Annotated in this window: 16 protein-coding genes; 5 read left to right on the forward strand and 11 right to left on the reverse strand. The window is 33.4% G+C overall.

Translation table 11 applies throughout. The features are described from left to right. The first annotated feature begins 3 nt into the window (after window positions 1–3). From H033_RS0105425 to H033_RS0105435, 3 genes are read left to right on the forward strand one after another with little or no spacing between them, the layout of a single operon-like run. Entirely contained in the window at window positions 4–330 is a 327-nt protein-coding gene (locus H033_RS0105425; RefSeq protein ID WP_026837380.1) for a HipA N-terminal domain-containing protein, read from the forward strand. Continuing rightward, on the forward strand, window positions 330–1316 hold the full coding sequence (locus H033_RS0105430) for a type II toxin-antitoxin system HipA family toxin (RefSeq protein ID WP_026837381.1): 987 nt from the start codon (window positions 330–332) through the stop codon (window positions 1314–1316). The genes H033_RS0105425 and H033_RS0105430 overlap by 1 nt, the downstream gene beginning before the upstream one ends. Window positions 1317–1319: 3 nt before the next feature. Then, on the forward strand, window positions 1320–1694 hold the full coding sequence (locus H033_RS0105435; RefSeq protein ID WP_026837382.1) for a hypothetical protein: 375 nt from the start codon (window positions 1320–1322) through the stop codon (window positions 1692–1694). A gap of 183 nt (window positions 1695–1877) precedes the next feature. Here H033_RS0105435 and H033_RS0105440 read toward each other — a convergent pair whose 3' ends face one another. From H033_RS0105440 to H033_RS0105485, 9 genes are all read right to left on the reverse strand, one after another. After that, window positions 1878–2240 (reverse strand): BfmA/BtgA family mobilization protein, encoded by a 363-nt coding sequence (locus H033_RS0105440; protein WP_026837383.1) that lies wholly within the window; start codon window positions 2238–2240, stop codon window positions 1878–1880. Between the two features lie 590 nt (window positions 2241–2830). Next, window positions 2831–3496, reverse strand: a complete 666-nt coding sequence (locus H033_RS20880) for a hypothetical protein (protein ID WP_051227806.1) — start codon at window positions 3494–3496, stop codon at window positions 2831–2833. Beyond that, window positions 3489–4292 (reverse strand): hypothetical protein, encoded by an 804-nt coding sequence (locus H033_RS0105455; RefSeq protein ID WP_026837385.1) that lies wholly within the window; start codon window positions 4290–4292, stop codon window positions 3489–3491. The genes H033_RS20880 and H033_RS0105455 overlap by 8 nt, the downstream gene beginning before the upstream one ends. Window positions 4293–4296: 4 nt before the next feature. Beyond that, on the reverse strand, window positions 4297–4527 hold the full coding sequence (locus H033_RS19660; RefSeq protein ID WP_034886125.1) for a helix-turn-helix domain-containing protein: 231 nt from the start codon (window positions 4525–4527) through the stop codon (window positions 4297–4299). Window positions 4528–4641: 114 nt separating this feature from the next. Then, entirely contained in the window at window positions 4642–5124 is a 483-nt protein-coding gene (locus tag H033_RS0105465) for a hypothetical protein (protein WP_155827733.1), read from the reverse strand. A gap of 293 nt (window positions 5125–5417) precedes the next feature. Further along, a complete protein-coding gene (locus tag H033_RS21560) occupies window positions 5418–5570 on the reverse strand; it encodes a hypothetical protein (RefSeq protein ID WP_196809424.1) in 153 nt (50 codons plus the stop codon). Between the two features lie 129 nt (window positions 5571–5699). After that, window positions 5700–6101, reverse strand: a complete 402-nt coding sequence (locus tag H033_RS19665) for a response regulator (RefSeq protein ID WP_051227808.1) — start codon at window positions 6099–6101, stop codon at window positions 5700–5702. Then, entirely contained in the window at window positions 6085–7917 is a 1833-nt protein-coding gene (locus H033_RS0105480; protein WP_026837387.1) for a PAS domain-containing protein, read from the reverse strand. The genes H033_RS19665 and H033_RS0105480 overlap by 17 nt, the downstream gene beginning before the upstream one ends. A gap of 694 nt (window positions 7918–8611) precedes the next feature. Further along, window positions 8612–9715, reverse strand: coding sequence for a Fic family protein (locus H033_RS0105485; RefSeq protein WP_026837388.1), 1104 nt, complete (start codon window positions 9713–9715; stop codon window positions 8612–8614). 748 nt (window positions 9716–10463) lie between these two features. Here H033_RS0105485 and H033_RS0105495 point away from each other — a divergent pair. Continuing rightward, on the forward strand, window positions 10464–11198 hold the full coding sequence (locus H033_RS0105495; RefSeq protein ID WP_026837389.1) for a PepSY-like domain-containing protein: 735 nt from the start codon (window positions 10464–10466) through the stop codon (window positions 11196–11198). 85 nt (window positions 11199–11283) lie between these two features. On the opposite strand, the gene H033_RS0105500 is transcribed toward H033_RS0105495, so the two are convergent. Both H033_RS0105500 and H033_RS0105505 read right to left on the reverse strand, forming a co-directional pair. After that, a complete protein-coding gene (locus H033_RS0105500; protein ID WP_034886127.1) occupies window positions 11284–12309 on the reverse strand; it encodes an endonuclease/exonuclease/phosphatase family protein in 1026 nt (341 codons plus the stop codon). Between the two features lie 127 nt (window positions 12310–12436). Then, complete coding sequence (locus H033_RS0105505) at window positions 12437–12952, reverse strand: DUF456 domain-containing protein (protein ID WP_026837391.1); 516 nt, start codon at window positions 12950–12952, stop codon at window positions 12437–12439. Between the two features lie 231 nt (window positions 12953–13183). Here H033_RS0105505 and H033_RS0105510 point away from each other — a divergent pair, with 231 nt between their 5' ends. Continuing rightward, window positions 13184–13543, forward strand: coding sequence for a BlaI/MecI/CopY family transcriptional regulator (locus H033_RS0105510; RefSeq protein WP_026837392.1), 360 nt, complete (start codon window positions 13184–13186; stop codon window positions 13541–13543).

The raw sequence follows: 13543 nt of genomic DNA on the forward strand, positions 1-13543 counted from the left end.
TAATTGAGACAAGCAGAAATACTATATAAAAAAGAACCTGCGGGACTATTAACACAGTTAGACGATGGCAGCTTTGTGTTTAAGTATCACAAGTTTTGGTTTAATGATACTACTAAACCGGCCATTAGTTTAACCCTGCCTAAAACACAGCAGGAATTTAACGCCAAACATCTGTTTCCTTTTTTTTATAATATGCTGCCAGAAGGTTCCAATAAACAAACCGTTTGTTTTGAGAATCGAATAGATACCAACGACCATTTTGGTATTCTGCTGACAACAGCAAAATATGACACTATTGGGGCGGTTCAAGTGAAGAAAATAGAGACTTAATGGATTTGTCTAAAATAACATATTGTCCGGGAACGCTTAAAGAAGGCTATTCAGATTATAGTAATTCCGCATTAAAACATGTGTTTAATGGTAAAAAAGTAAGTGCCATTTTACCCTACGATTCGCCAGCAAGCAACGACATCGCAGATGCCTTGTTTACGGAAAACAGAAAGCGCATCTCAATTTCTGGGGTACAGGAAAAATTTTCGGTTTTAATGGAAAAAAATAAACTGCGGCTCATACAAGAAGGAGAACAAGGGCAATACATTTTAAAACCAATACCTAATGTTGGTAAAAATGCCGACCAGATGCCGGCGAATGAGCATCTCACTATGCAAATTGCCCGGCAGGTATTCGATATTGAAACCGCAGAAAATGCTCTAATTTTCTTTAAAAATGCTGCGCCTGCATACATCACCAAACGCTTCGATGTCAAAGATGACGGCGGTAAAAGGGCGCAAGAAGATTTTGCAACTTTAGCAGGCCGAACCCCACAAACCCATGGAGAGGACTTTAAATATCTGGGCAACTATTTAGAGGTGTTTCAGCTACTCAAAAAATACACGCCAGCGTATACCATAGAATCTATAAAATTATTTAAGTTGGTGCTTTTTAATTATTTGTTTTCCAATGGAGATGCACATTTTAAAAATTTCTCCTTATTAGAAACACCCTATGGTGATTTCAGGTTAAGTCCTGCATACGATTTGCTAAACAGTAGATTACATATAGACGATAACGATTTTGCGTTAATAGATGGTTTATTGCCAGCGCAATTGGCGCAAGGTAAAATTACAGCGCAGTTTTTTAATTTAGGAAAACAAGCCGATATTGCAAGAAAGCAAGTGGAAAAGGTGTTTTATGAGTTAACCTCTAAGCAAGACCAAATTTTAGCACTGATTAAAGCTTCATTTCTTAATGCAAAGTCAAAAGAGAATTATACTCAGGCCTATCAAACACGCTTAAAAAAACTAATGAGACCATGAGCTATGAATATTCAGAAGATGAATGTATTCCATTTCAAATACAGTGGCATCCAGTTGTTCCTGGTTCCATCTACTTTACCAGGTAGTTTTCCTGAAAAACACAGGAAAGTTATGAAAAACACACGATTAGATAAATATTTAGGAAAAAAGCACGCTATTATTGATTTTCATCCTGATCCTTCCTCAGATAAATTCCGCCAATTAAATGTACTGACCCGATATGAAACTTGGCGATTCATAAGTAATTTTTATCAAAACAGATTATATAGATACTATGAAACCGATATTCTTTATGAATATTCATATTTCAAAAGAGTTGTAGGAAGAATGATTGTTATGCAAAGATCACAAATTCCTAATCAAGAATCTAAAACATAATTTTCTACTACAATGCCCCCAAATCTACCAGAACTAACCTGCGCGTGGTTCCTGTGCTGTTTTTATAGCGTTCGGGAAGATAAGCGTTAAGTAAAAACAGTAGAGGGCGCAATTGTGCTATGATTTGAAACTGAATTTCTTTTTTTTCTACTCAAAATTAAACTACAGAAGAAATTGTTTGATTTATTTATAAAAATCGGGATGGGTATCATCCTCTTCATAGGCTTTTTTCTCACGATACAGAGGTTTGTTTCTGGAATTTGCGCCATTTATAAGATTAAGAAGAATCTTGAGTGTAGGCTCTAAAGAATCTTTTTCCATTTTACGTAGGAGACTTTCTAGGGCGTCCATTCTTTTATTGAAAATATGTAGTAATCTGTAATTAGTAAGAGGGAATGGTTTAAAGGGAGAGATATAATTCTTGTCAAAAAAGTCCAACATCGCTTCCAAGGTTTCAGTATAATTCACCTCATTTTCAACGGCGTATTTTTTGAAACGTTCTACCGTTTCGGAATGAAAGTTAATTCGGGAGAAATTCCTGCTCATGGTTCCTTTTTTTTAAAGATTAGGATAATTGGTTGTACTGTTTATAAGGCCTGCCGACCAATTGTAGTAAATATTATCTTTGAAATGGTTTTATAAACTTCTGAATACATTTATAAAATACTGGCATTCAATTACTTATGATAAAATGAGCATAACCTAACATCGCGCAGCGTGTTATCCTCTTGCTACTCATTTTCCTTCGCTTTCAGCTCATCAAAAGAGTACTTTCTTTGTCCTGATAATTTTCATTTTGCCTAATAGATAATGTTATTTAACGGCTAATTTTTTAGAGCCTTTTTTGAAAATTTGAAATGTAAATCGGCTCTTTAATTAATGCTATTTCCATTAAATTTTAAAGTCAACTTTCTTATAATTATTCACTAAATTATTTTCGGAAAAAACTGCCAGCGAACTCCAACCAAAATTTTTAGTAGATAGATTTAGGTTCGAAATTCTTTCATATCTCAATCTACTTTCCTCTTCGCTGTTTTGGTTGGTGTTCAAGATTTTTACAGACGAACCTCTTTTTTCTAAGATGTTCTTTTTAACATTGGGAAAAATGTGGTGAGGACTTATTATATAAATCATCCTTATTCTCTCCAGCTTTTCCCTTCCCATTTAATGATATTAAACATTTCCGGCAGTCGGTCTCCAATATGATTTCCATATCTCGCAGTTATGGCCGATGGGTTTTCATTCGTAGTTACAAAAGTTTTAAACTTCCGGTGGTGTCTTTCAAAAAGTAGCTTTCCAATTATTTCTTCCCTGTTGTAAGCCTTATCTTCTTTTCCCAGATCGTCCAGGTATAGCTTTCCTCGATAATAATTTTCCAGTTTAAAATTGCTGCTTGGATGTTTCTGAGATTTATAATACTGATTAAGCATATCTATGGTCGATATTCGCGGAAACCATAATTGGGTATTTTGGGTTTTAGTAACGATTGTTCTTCCAACTTCATGAATGGTATTAAAGAGCGTGGATTTTCCAACTCCGTAATCTCCATATACCAATAAACCTTTATCCAGATCAGCCTTATTTTTAATCACTCCGTAATCATTGAAATCAGGTTGGTGCAAAAAATACCTGAAAACACTGTAAATTATTTCTTTGTTTTCAGGTTTTATGACGAATTGAGGAGCATGAAATCGGAATAGCTTCCAAAAAAGTTGTTTGGTTATCAAGGATTGATGATGACTATTAACTTTTACCGATGCGGAGGTTTTTGATGAAACCAGTATTGTATTTGAATTAATCATAGCTTTTAATTTTATCCTGAACTCTTATATCCATTTCTTTAATTTCCACTGACTTTTTTCCCTGTGCGATAAGCTGACTTATTTTTTCCCGAAGTTTATTCGTGTCCAAAATAATCCCTTTCCAGAATTCATCTTTATGAAGCAGCTCATAAGCGAGCTGTAAATGTGTTTCCGTAATCCCATCATTTATTAGCATTTTCCGAACAGGCTCTACGAAATCTTCAAAACTGGCCTCTTTCATTTTTTTCAATGGCGCACCTTTATTTTTTAAATTCTGCAGAAATAACTCCTGAAATTTAATCGCCCAATTGAATGACAGTTTTTGATCAAAACCAACTTCAAAATCTTTGATTTCCATTAATGGCTTCTTTTCTAAAGTTTCAAGGTTTATTGTTTTATTGTTTACTTGTTTATCTATACTAGCAATGCCTTGGCAAGTGTTTTGGACTTGCTTTATATAATGGCTGGACATTGCTTTATCTAATGCTTTTAGAACTGGTTTGTCATTTTTTACCAAAGCAATGATGTTGGCGGTGTACTGATTTTTGCTTTTCTGAATCCATTCTATAAATCCCCAATCCACCAGATCTTGAAGTGCACGGATATAGGTTTTATAATTTTTGATGCCTAGAGCTTCCATGGCCAGATCGGTGGGAAAGCCAAATTCTTCTTTCCATCCTAGCCTATTGCAGCGTTCTATCGCGAAAAAGTAAATAGCGGTATGGTTGGGTTTTATCTTATGAGTGTTTGCGAAACTAAAATCGAACCATGTGCGGGAAAATTCGTAGCCAGTCATCACTCTAAGGATTAGATTTATTTAGTAGCCAGGAATTCAGTTTTTTCTTTTCGAAATAGATCAACTTCCCACGTGGTTTGCAATAGGGGATTTTTTCGTTAGAAGTAAGCTTATACATATAGCTTCTAGAGATGCCGGTATACAGGCAAGCTTCCTCCAAGGTTAATACTTCTTTGTTTGCTATGAGCAGTTGCTCAATGCGAATCAATCGATCTTCCAGTTGTAAATTATCCATAATTTCTATTTTTTATAAAGCCAACAAGTCTTGTTGTCTTTTGATTATAGAAACAAATGAATAACGAAAATCCCTGAAAATCAATAGGGTAAGTGGTGGTCTAGTGGTAATACCTTATAAATTATTTTTTAGAAGCGCGGAAATATTCTCTAGATAGGCAGCTTTGTTGTTTTTCCAATCGTAAATATTTTTTGTGGAAAAAGTCAATTCTTTTCCTTCAGAATTTTTGAGAATGAAGTAATAATTTGTTAATTCTTTCATTTGCTGATTTTCCAAATTTTCAAATCCCTCCAAAATCTGACTTAGAAATTCTAGCAAGGTTTGCCGATTTACCTGTTTAGGTAATTTATTAGAAGAATCTTTCCATACCAATCGTTTCAATCGTGAAACTGGCTTTAACTGAATAAAAGCTTGAAAAGTTTGATAGTCTCCACTTAAATGATTTTCTGAAAATGCTTTAAAAATATTATTTACTTGAACCTCATTTAAAGGAATGGCATTAAGGTCAAATTTCTTTATTTCATCTTCAGCTAAGCTAAATACCTCCAATGTATTAGAATTCTTTCTAACCCTCTTTTGTGTAATATGAAAGTACATTACAGAAGCACATATTAGTAAGCACAATATGTATATAAAAGTGAATACAATTTGTGCCCAAAAAGCATAGGGAGTAATCCATACATAATACAAAAGCAGTGTTAGAAGGAAAACGCAACCCAAAAAAAGAAGAGGACCAATTTGAGAATTTGTTTCTCGAATGAGATAATTGAGAAAAGTATCTAGCTTTTCCTTCGCTTGAAGTGAAAAAATTGCAATCCGCTCTAAAAACATCCTTATCTATCTTACTATTAGCTAATTAAAGATAATAAAAAGAAGAAATAATTAAGCTTTTAAATACTTGGTTGCATGAATTTTAAAAAGTAAGAAGTGCTTCGCCAACCACCTTTCTTGGCAAGAATATCTTTGTCACAAAGATCTTGCAGATCCCTTGTAGCTGTTGGTTTGGAGGTTTTATTTAGGGAAACATATTTTCTGGCATTCATTCCGCCATCAAAACCTTTGGAACCTATGTTGAAGAAAACCTAAACCAACATAGAAACAAGTAAAAGTCCATCGCCCAAAAAATTCTATTTAAGTCTTTCATGAAAAGTAATACACGAATTGGCTTTATCTTAGGTGGAGCAAGGTAATTCTATAGAAGTTAAAATTTCATTAACATGCTCTTTGTAAAGAGGTTTTATTTTATATAAGAGCACCTGTTTATAACTTGATGCCTTGATCTGATCTTTCTTGAAAGGTGAGGAAGTTAGAATTACTACTTGGATTTTGGCGTTCGGATATTTAGCTTGACAATACTCAAGAAACTCCCAACCATTCATATATGGCATGTTTAGATCCAAAAAAATTAGATAGTTCCTTTTAGAAGAAAAATTTTGATCAAAATATTCCTTCGCTTCCAATCCATTACTGAAAGTTTTTATAGGTGAATTTGTTGTTTTTTTAAAAATATGATGATGTAATTTCTGGATAATTATATCATCATCTATAAGGAGGATTTCAAAATTTTCTTCCATCTGTAAGTTTTATATCAAAATTTTCAGTTTTTTTAATGATGTTTGTTATGATTTCATCTACTTGATCCGCAGAATCGCGGATGAGTTCAAATAATTCTTCAGAGGTCCATTCTTCAAAAGAATTTTCTTCTAACATAACCAACAATCCTTTTAAACGAGCTAAAGGAGCCCTGACAATATGAGCTTGTTCCCAGGCAACTTCCTTTAATAATTTGTTTTGTTTTTTAATATCCTTTAGTAGTGCATGTCTCTCGGTTATATCTAAGACAGCACCTATCATTCTTATAGCCTTTCCATTACGATCTCTAATAATATAGCCACGGTCAATTACATAAGATTGTTCCCCATTATCATGAATAAACCTATATTCATCTTTCCATTTTTTCTTGTTAGTATCTAGTAAAGCACTTTGAAGAGATTCCATTACACGTTTCCGGTCTTTATGGTGAATTTTTGAAAACCAAAAATTTTCAACATCCAATTCCTTTTCTTTATAATCACCATATATTTCCTTGAAGGCTCGACTTCTCTTCACATCATTTTTAATAATATTCCAATCCCAGATCATCTCCCGCGTGGCTCTCATTGCATAACTAAACCGCAAATTTGAATCTTTCAACGCTTCCTTCCCTTCAACTATATCAGACACATCCCTTGCTCCGCCTATCAAACGAATAGCTTGCCCTTTATTATCTCTTAAAATATGTGCTGTATCAATGATATGTGCATATGTACCATCAGCCTGTAAAAGTCTATAGCGAGTCCTGATTTTTGTTTTAGTTGTGTCTTTCAAGGTATCTACCAAAATTTTTTTAATCCGAATAATTTCTTCCGGATGGATATGTTCTTTCCAAAAATTTCTTTTCTCTATTTCTTCGGAGCTATAACCAAAAATTGTTTGTTTGTCTTCAAGAAATCTTAGAACTTTGTCAGTTTTAAGATCCCAGTCATAGGTGAGATCATCGGTGGCAGTCGCTATTAATTTATATCTTTCATGTAATTCTTTGATTTTGGCGTTACGCTCATTCATTTCTGAAACATCTATAGCTATACCATAGACACCTTGGATTTTACCATCCAGTTTCATCGGAATTAATGATAAATCAAGAATGACAGGACGGCCTTTGCCAGTTATAAAATTGGCTTCAAACTTTCGATTATGGCCAGCAATTGTATCTTGGAATTGTTGGAGAATAAAATCCTTATCACAAGGGGCACAAAAAGGTAAGAAATTCATGTTAAGCAACTCTATCTCGGGAGTTTCTGAAATTTCAACAAGACTTTTGTTTACACTTAAAAAATTTCCTTCAATATCAAGGGAATATAGTCCACTTGGATTTTGCTCAACGAAATATTTACTTTCTTCATTTATTTTTTGAAGTTTAAGCTCAAATTGGTTTAATCGCTTTTTTTCAAGTACCTCTGTTGATTTATCTAAGAAAATAATAAGAATAAATTCTACATTTGTGTGCTCATCGAGTAAGGGTACATTTTTAATGTCCCAATACTTCTCTATGAATTTGCCGGTATTTTCATCTAATAAATCATATTGAAGATTGGTTATTTCCTTTTTCGATTTGGTTTTCAACACCTCTTCACAATGTTTTTTAAGAATTAACCATCCCTCCTCATTGATTTTAGAGTTCTGCTTGAAAGCCTCGAGAACATTTAATCCACGGATATCCGTATTTTTTTTTCTTATTAATTTTTCATGTTCTTGGTTAGAATTTTCTATTATAAATCCTTTTTTACTAGGTTTTACTACTAGACATGGAAGAGGTATCACCTTCATAAAATTTTGATAATCATTTATCATCCCACGTCCAGTTTTTTATTAATAACAAGAATTTATAACTTAATTTAGGAAAATGAAAATACACTCATTAGGTATATTCTAATAAGTGGATTTAAACAGCTTTAAAATGTATTTTGTCGAATATACTAAATTTATTTTAGATCTGAATTTTAAATAAATTAAATCCGGATTTAGGATTGAAAGGATATTGGTTTCTTAAGATTTGCCTCTGGATGTGCTTTCGCTTAACGAGGCAATGAGTGAAATATTAAAAGAAATGGTTGCCAAATTACAAATTTGCCGATTAGGAATACGGAAGTTGTGCGATGAGTGTTTGTATCCGTTTGTACGCTCAATAAATTTTTTATTTTTTGTCACACTTTTTTAATGACTAACGCGAGGCTTTCCTTAGTACTCTGTACTTTTTTATACCCAAGCAGCATAGGAAATCGTTTAAGTACAATAGGGAAACTTCGTCGAAGAAATTTTTATAGTAGAATGGATGATCTGCACTGTATGTTAGAACAACATACAAAAAAGATTTGCCCGATTTGAGAATTTGTTTCCCAAATGAGGGAATTGAGAAAAGTTTCTAGCTTTTCCTTCGCTTGAAGTGAAAAAATTGCAATGCGCTCTAAAAACATCCTTATCTATCTTACTATTATCTAATTAAAGATAATAAAAAGAAGAAATAATTAAGCTTTTAAATACTTGGTTACATGAATTTTAAAAAGTAAGAAGTACTGCGCCCTCCACCTTCCTTGGTGAGAATACCTTTTTCACAAAGATCTTGTAAATCCCTTGTGGCTGTTGGTTTGGAGGTTTTGTTCAAGGAAACATATTTTCTGGCATTCATTCCACCATCAAAACCTTTGGGGCCAGATTTGAGCATACGTCGAATAGCTTTCTCCTGTCTTTGGTTTAATTGATGTTTATTACGGTCAAAAAACTTAGTTTTTTTAAGGGTAAACTCAATCAGGGATTCGGCATCTATCTGAGCAGAAATGGTAGTCTTTACAAAGTAATTGATCCACGGAGTAATTTCATTTGATCTTTGGGCCAGTTGCAAAGCAGCATAATAGTTTTTCTTTTTTCCTTCCATTGCTTTAGAAAGACTCAATAATACAGGCCGGTCCATATACTGTGAAAGAGCTTTTTCTGAAATTGCCCTTCCAATACGTCCGTTTCCATCTTCAAAGGGATGGATTGTTTCGAAATAAAGGTGTGCAATAGCAGCACGAAGTATTGGTTTTTTTATTTCCATTTCTCCTCCACGAGCGGTTTGGTTAAACCACAGGATAAAGCGTTTCATTTCTTTGGCAACTATTTTGGAAGGAGGAGCCTCGTAATGTATTTTTTCTTTTCCCATTGCTCCCGATATCACCTGCATTAATTCTTCGTAAGTTCGCCATTGCCCAGCTTGAATTGTGAAGTTCCCTTTCATTAATAACTTATGCCAGTTGAAAAGACTTTCATCATTAAGATCTTCTTTAAAAGTTTTTTGGGCATCGATCATTAATTCTGAAATACCTTCGGCAGTTTTATCTTTTGAAATAATATCGGTTTTTAATCCAAGATTCTTTTTAATAGATGACATTACATCTTTCCTGCTAAGATATTCTCCTTCGATTTCTGAAGTTTTGATAGCTTCGGAAACCAGTAATTCTATAATGGCTTCACTCTTTGTTTCTTCCGGTAAACCTTCGAGGATACCATTAATCTTTCCCGTTCTTTGTGAATAATCATAAAGCAAATCTTCCACCTCTTCAGTAGAATATTGAAAGTTTGGCCAATCTGCCTGTTGCCAATTATACTTCATGAGCCGATTATATATTTTATTCGGCTCAAATATACAAAATAAATGATTTGATTAAGGAGCTTATTCGGCTCATAAGTTTTAGGACTTAGTTTAATTGTATTCTTTTTCCTTTTCGGCTAAATAAAGCGAAAACTTTATTTGTATAGTAGAAATAAGATATTGTATATTTGCCAGCCCTCCTTGAAAACCTAGGTTTACATCGAGATTGTTCTTAATAAAATAGAGTCCGAAAAGCATCATTTGTATTTAAACATCACTCTTTGAGTATTTACTCATCTTGACACTGTTAAAATATGTTAAAAGGTGCCGAATTCGGTGCCATCGAAATATAGGCCTTTGAAGAAGCCTATTAATAAAGAGATTATGCGGTTCGTTCGAGTCTCGTCCAGACCGCAATACCGAAGCATCGGTAGCAAAAAAAAGAAGCTTCAAGAAATCGAAGCTTTTTTTAGCAAGTATAATGAAGTTGTGTTGTGTGTCTCAAGAAGTTGAGACAACGTGGTTAAGATGCTGTTTTTGCAGCATTTACCAATGAGAAGCTTTTTTCCTAACTATTGGAAAAGGGCTTTTTTCTTTTTATAGATTTTGGATCTAAACTCAATTTTTAAATTTTCCTTATCGCATTGTTTTGCAAAAGCACATTTTTATTCATGATCTAATTACTTGCTTTGTGTATTAAAAACACAATAAAGCTAATTTTAAACGGTGATATTAAATCACTAAACTAATTAAATACAGACAAATACCTATGAAAAATACAAAAATTTTATATGTAGCGATATTGAGTGTATTATCATTACAATCCTGTTCAAATGATGAAGATGTCCAAAATGAAGCTGATCTAACAGCTATAGCATTTAAAGCTGATGTTCACATACGAACTTCAAGCCTATCTCAAACTATATTAAATTATGTTACTACAAATTATCCAAATCTAACTATTGTAGAAGCTGAAGAAGAGGATAATCAAAATATAGAAATAACCTTGAGTGATGGTAACGAGTTGATTTTTGATTCTGCTGGAAATTTTTTAGGCGAGGATAATGACGAAGATGATGATTTTGGAGATCATGATGTAAATATATCTGATCTTCCACAAAATATAAAAGATTTTATAACTACTAATTACCCGGGGATTTCAATTGAGGAAGCTGAAATTGAAAACAATGGTAATTTTGAAATAGAATTAGAAAATGATATAGAACTTATTTTTGATGCTGATGGAAATTTTTTAGGTGTTGCTCATGATGAAAATGACCATGACAAAGATGAAACAGATATCAATCCGTCAGATTTACCTGATTCAATAAAGAACTATTTAAATGAATATTACCCTGATAATACAATTATAGAAGCTGAAATTGAAGAAGATGGGTCCTATGAGGTTACTCTTAATAATGGCTTAGAATTAGAATTTGATGCCGATGGAAATTTTGTGAGTTCTGAAGATGGAAATGGAGAAGAGGATGGTGAGGATGATTAATGCCACTAGATCACCGAAATACTTCAAAAAGAAAAAAGCCCAATATACAGGGCTTTTTTCTTTTTGAAGTATTTCTATTCTTAGGTTAATTAATCTGGAATTTAGCAAAAAGAGGGAAATGGTCTGAACCAAATTTTTTCAATTGTTTAAATTCTACAACCGCTATTCCTTCAGAAACAAAGAAATGATCTAAAGGCCATCTCATGATCATGGATTGCGCATCGAAGGTATTATATAGGCCTCTTCCTATTCTTACATCTTTCAAATTTCCATTCTGTCCGAAAAGTCTAGCAGTATTAGACCAGGAAACGTCGTTGAAATCTCCCGCAACAATAGTGAGTTTGTCATTTTTAGAAACAAGTTTCCCAATTTTAGCCAGAGAGACTTCCTTTTGCTCATCCTTTCCCTTTTTCCCAATATTTTCTGGGTATTTATCGCTAGGAAAGGGAGCCACGGGATGAACTCCATAGAATTTGAAAGAGTCCCCGGAAGGTAAGGTTACTACTGTGTTAAAAGATGGAACTTTAGAATGATTTAGAAATTGTATTTCTGTTTCGCTTAAAGGTAATTTTGAGTAAAGTGCCATTCCGTAGGCATTGTCCAGCGGATACTCTATAGAATATGGATACTCTTGTTTTAAGAGTTGAAGCTCCTCTACCCACCATTTGTTTACTTCCATTACCAATACCAGATCTGGATTTGCATTGCTGATAATCTCTAGAAATCTTGAAGAATTCTTATTGGAGATAAGGACATTGCCCAAAAGTATTCCCACAGTTTTTTTTGGATTCACTTCAGAAACCTCCACAGATGGAACTGCTTTTTCTCCCAATAAATAGGCAGAGATAAAGCTAAAATGAATAAAAATAGATGCTAATAACCCAACGGAAAGAGCGATCGATCCGATATTCCATTTCCTATTTATGATTATAAATAGAATCAACATTAATACCCCTAATAAAAATTGTTGCAACCTTGGGAAATCCAATATTTTCAAATACCATTTAGGAATATTGTAAACTAAAGAAAGTAAACTTGCTAAAATCAAGGCAGTAGATATAGCGATAATTATAGTAAAAATTATTTTATATGTTTTGCTGGAAGTATTCATAGGCCATTTTTTAATTTAACAATATGTAAAGTAGGCATTTGAAATTGTCTGCTTTAAATTTTCAGGTTGGTCTTTTCTCTTAGTTTGTTATGGAAAAAATATGAAACGGACATAATATGTGTCTAATTTAATTAAAAGAATCGATAGGAAAGACAAGATTTCTATATTCCCAAAGCTTGTAGAGGAAGAGAATTAAAAATCCAAAAGCAATTATAAATTCCATAAAGCTTGAAGCCAGAAAGCCAATAAAGGATCCAAAAGCTGCTTTTAACGCCGACTTGGAATCACTTTTATTAATGATTTCTCCAATAAATGCACCTACAAAAGGCCCAATTAAAACCCCAAAAGGAATTGGTGCAATTAATCCAACAACCAAGCCGATAGTGGCTCCAATCATTCCAGCTTTACTTCCGCCGAAGCGTTTGGTTCCTATTGCCGGGATCACAAGATTTAAAGCATATATAAGGATAGCAATTACCAAAGTAACACCAAGTAGCCAATAATTCATTGGGATAGAAGGAGCAAGGTGCAGCACTAAAAGCCCAATCCAACTTACAGGAACTCCTGGTAGTACCGGCAGAAAGCTACCAAATATACCAACGATCATTAAAAGTGCACCAATTATTATTAAAATTAGGTCCATAGTTACTTAGTTTCTAGCTAAAATATTGAATTAATCCCTCATTGAGGGTTTAATTCCGAGTTCCCATTGTTATCGGAATGCCTAAAATTTTCAAAAGTATTTTCCTGCCGAACCCATTGGTACATAGTTCGTGGGATTGCACCTGAAGTTCTTGATTTTTAAAATATAAAACTAAATAATTAGTTCAACTAACAATTTAGTTTTATATTAGCTTCAAGAAATTTATTAGAAATGAAACAACTAACAAAAGCCGAAGAAGAGATCATGCAGATCTTATGGCAACTTACAGAAGGGAATGTTGCAGGTATTATGGAGGAATTGCCAGAACCTAAGCCAGCTTACAATACGGTTTCTACCATTGTTAGAATTCTGGAGTCCAAAGATTTTGTTGGGCATAGAAAAGTGGGGAAAGGCTATATTTATTTTCCTTTGGTGGCTAAAGAGACCTATAGCAACCAAAGTATGAATAAGTTAATGGATAATTATTTTAATGGCTCTTTTAAAAGTATGGTTTCATTTTTCATGAAAAATAACGACCTGGATACTAAAGACTTAGAGGCTATTTTAAAAGAAATTAATAAAGACACTTAA

The sequence above is a fragment of the Gillisia sp. JM1 genome (assembly GCF_000424645.1).
In the GTDB taxonomy this organism is placed as follows: Bacteria; Bacteroidota; Bacteroidia; order Flavobacteriales; family Flavobacteriaceae; genus Gillisia.

What these genes read in the sequence shown, in the direction of transcription:
- H033_RS0105495 (WP_026837389.1), top strand. Translation starts at nt 10,464, where the DNA reads ATGAAAAATACAAAAATTTTATATGTAGCGATATTGAGTGTATTATCA.
- H033_RS0105440 (WP_026837383.1), bottom strand. Translation starts at nt 2,240, where the DNA reads ATGAGCAGGAATTTCTCCCGAATTAACTTTCATTCCGAAACGGTAGAA.
- H033_RS21560 (WP_196809424.1), bottom strand. Translation starts at nt 5,570, where the DNA reads ATGAATGCCAGAAAATATGTTTCCCTAAATAAAACCTCCAAACCAACA.
- H033_RS0105435 (WP_026837382.1), top strand. Translation starts at nt 1,320, where the DNA reads ATGAATATTCAGAAGATGAATGTATTCCATTTCAAATACAGTGGCATC.
- H033_RS0105500 (WP_034886127.1), bottom strand. Translation starts at nt 12,309, where the DNA reads ATGAATACTTCCAGCAAAACATATAAAATAATTTTTACTATAATTATC.
- H033_RS19660 (WP_034886125.1), bottom strand. Translation starts at nt 4,527, where the DNA reads ATGGATAATTTACAACTGGAAGATCGATTGATTCGCATTGAGCAACTG.
- H033_RS0105430 (WP_026837381.1), top strand. Translation starts at nt 330, where the DNA reads ATGGATTTGTCTAAAATAACATATTGTCCGGGAACGCTTAAAGAAGGC.
- H033_RS0105455 (WP_026837385.1), bottom strand. Translation starts at nt 4,292, where the DNA reads ATGACTGGCTACGAATTTTCCCGCACATGGTTCGATTTTAGTTTCGCA.
- H033_RS0105480 (WP_026837387.1), bottom strand. Translation starts at nt 7,917, where the DNA reads ATGATAAATGATTATCAAAATTTTATGAAGGTGATACCTCTTCCATGT.
- H033_RS20880 (WP_051227806.1), bottom strand. Translation starts at nt 3,496, where the DNA reads ATGATTAATTCAAATACAATACTGGTTTCATCAAAAACCTCCGCATCG.
- H033_RS0105485 (WP_026837388.1), bottom strand. Translation starts at nt 9,715, where the DNA reads ATGAAGTATAATTGGCAACAGGCAGATTGGCCAAACTTTCAATATTCT.
- H033_RS0105465 (WP_155827733.1), bottom strand. Translation starts at nt 5,124, where the DNA reads ATGTACTTTCATATTACACAAAAGAGGGTTAGAAAGAATTCTAATACA.
- H033_RS0105505 (WP_026837391.1), bottom strand. Translation starts at nt 12,952, where the DNA reads ATGGACCTAATTTTAATAATAATTGGTGCACTTTTAATGATCGTTGGT.
- H033_RS19665 (WP_051227808.1), bottom strand. Translation starts at nt 6,101, where the DNA reads ATGGAAGAAAATTTTGAAATCCTCCTTATAGATGATGATATAATTATC.
- H033_RS0105510 (WP_026837392.1), top strand. Translation starts at nt 13,184, where the DNA reads ATGAAACAACTAACAAAAGCCGAAGAAGAGATCATGCAGATCTTATGG.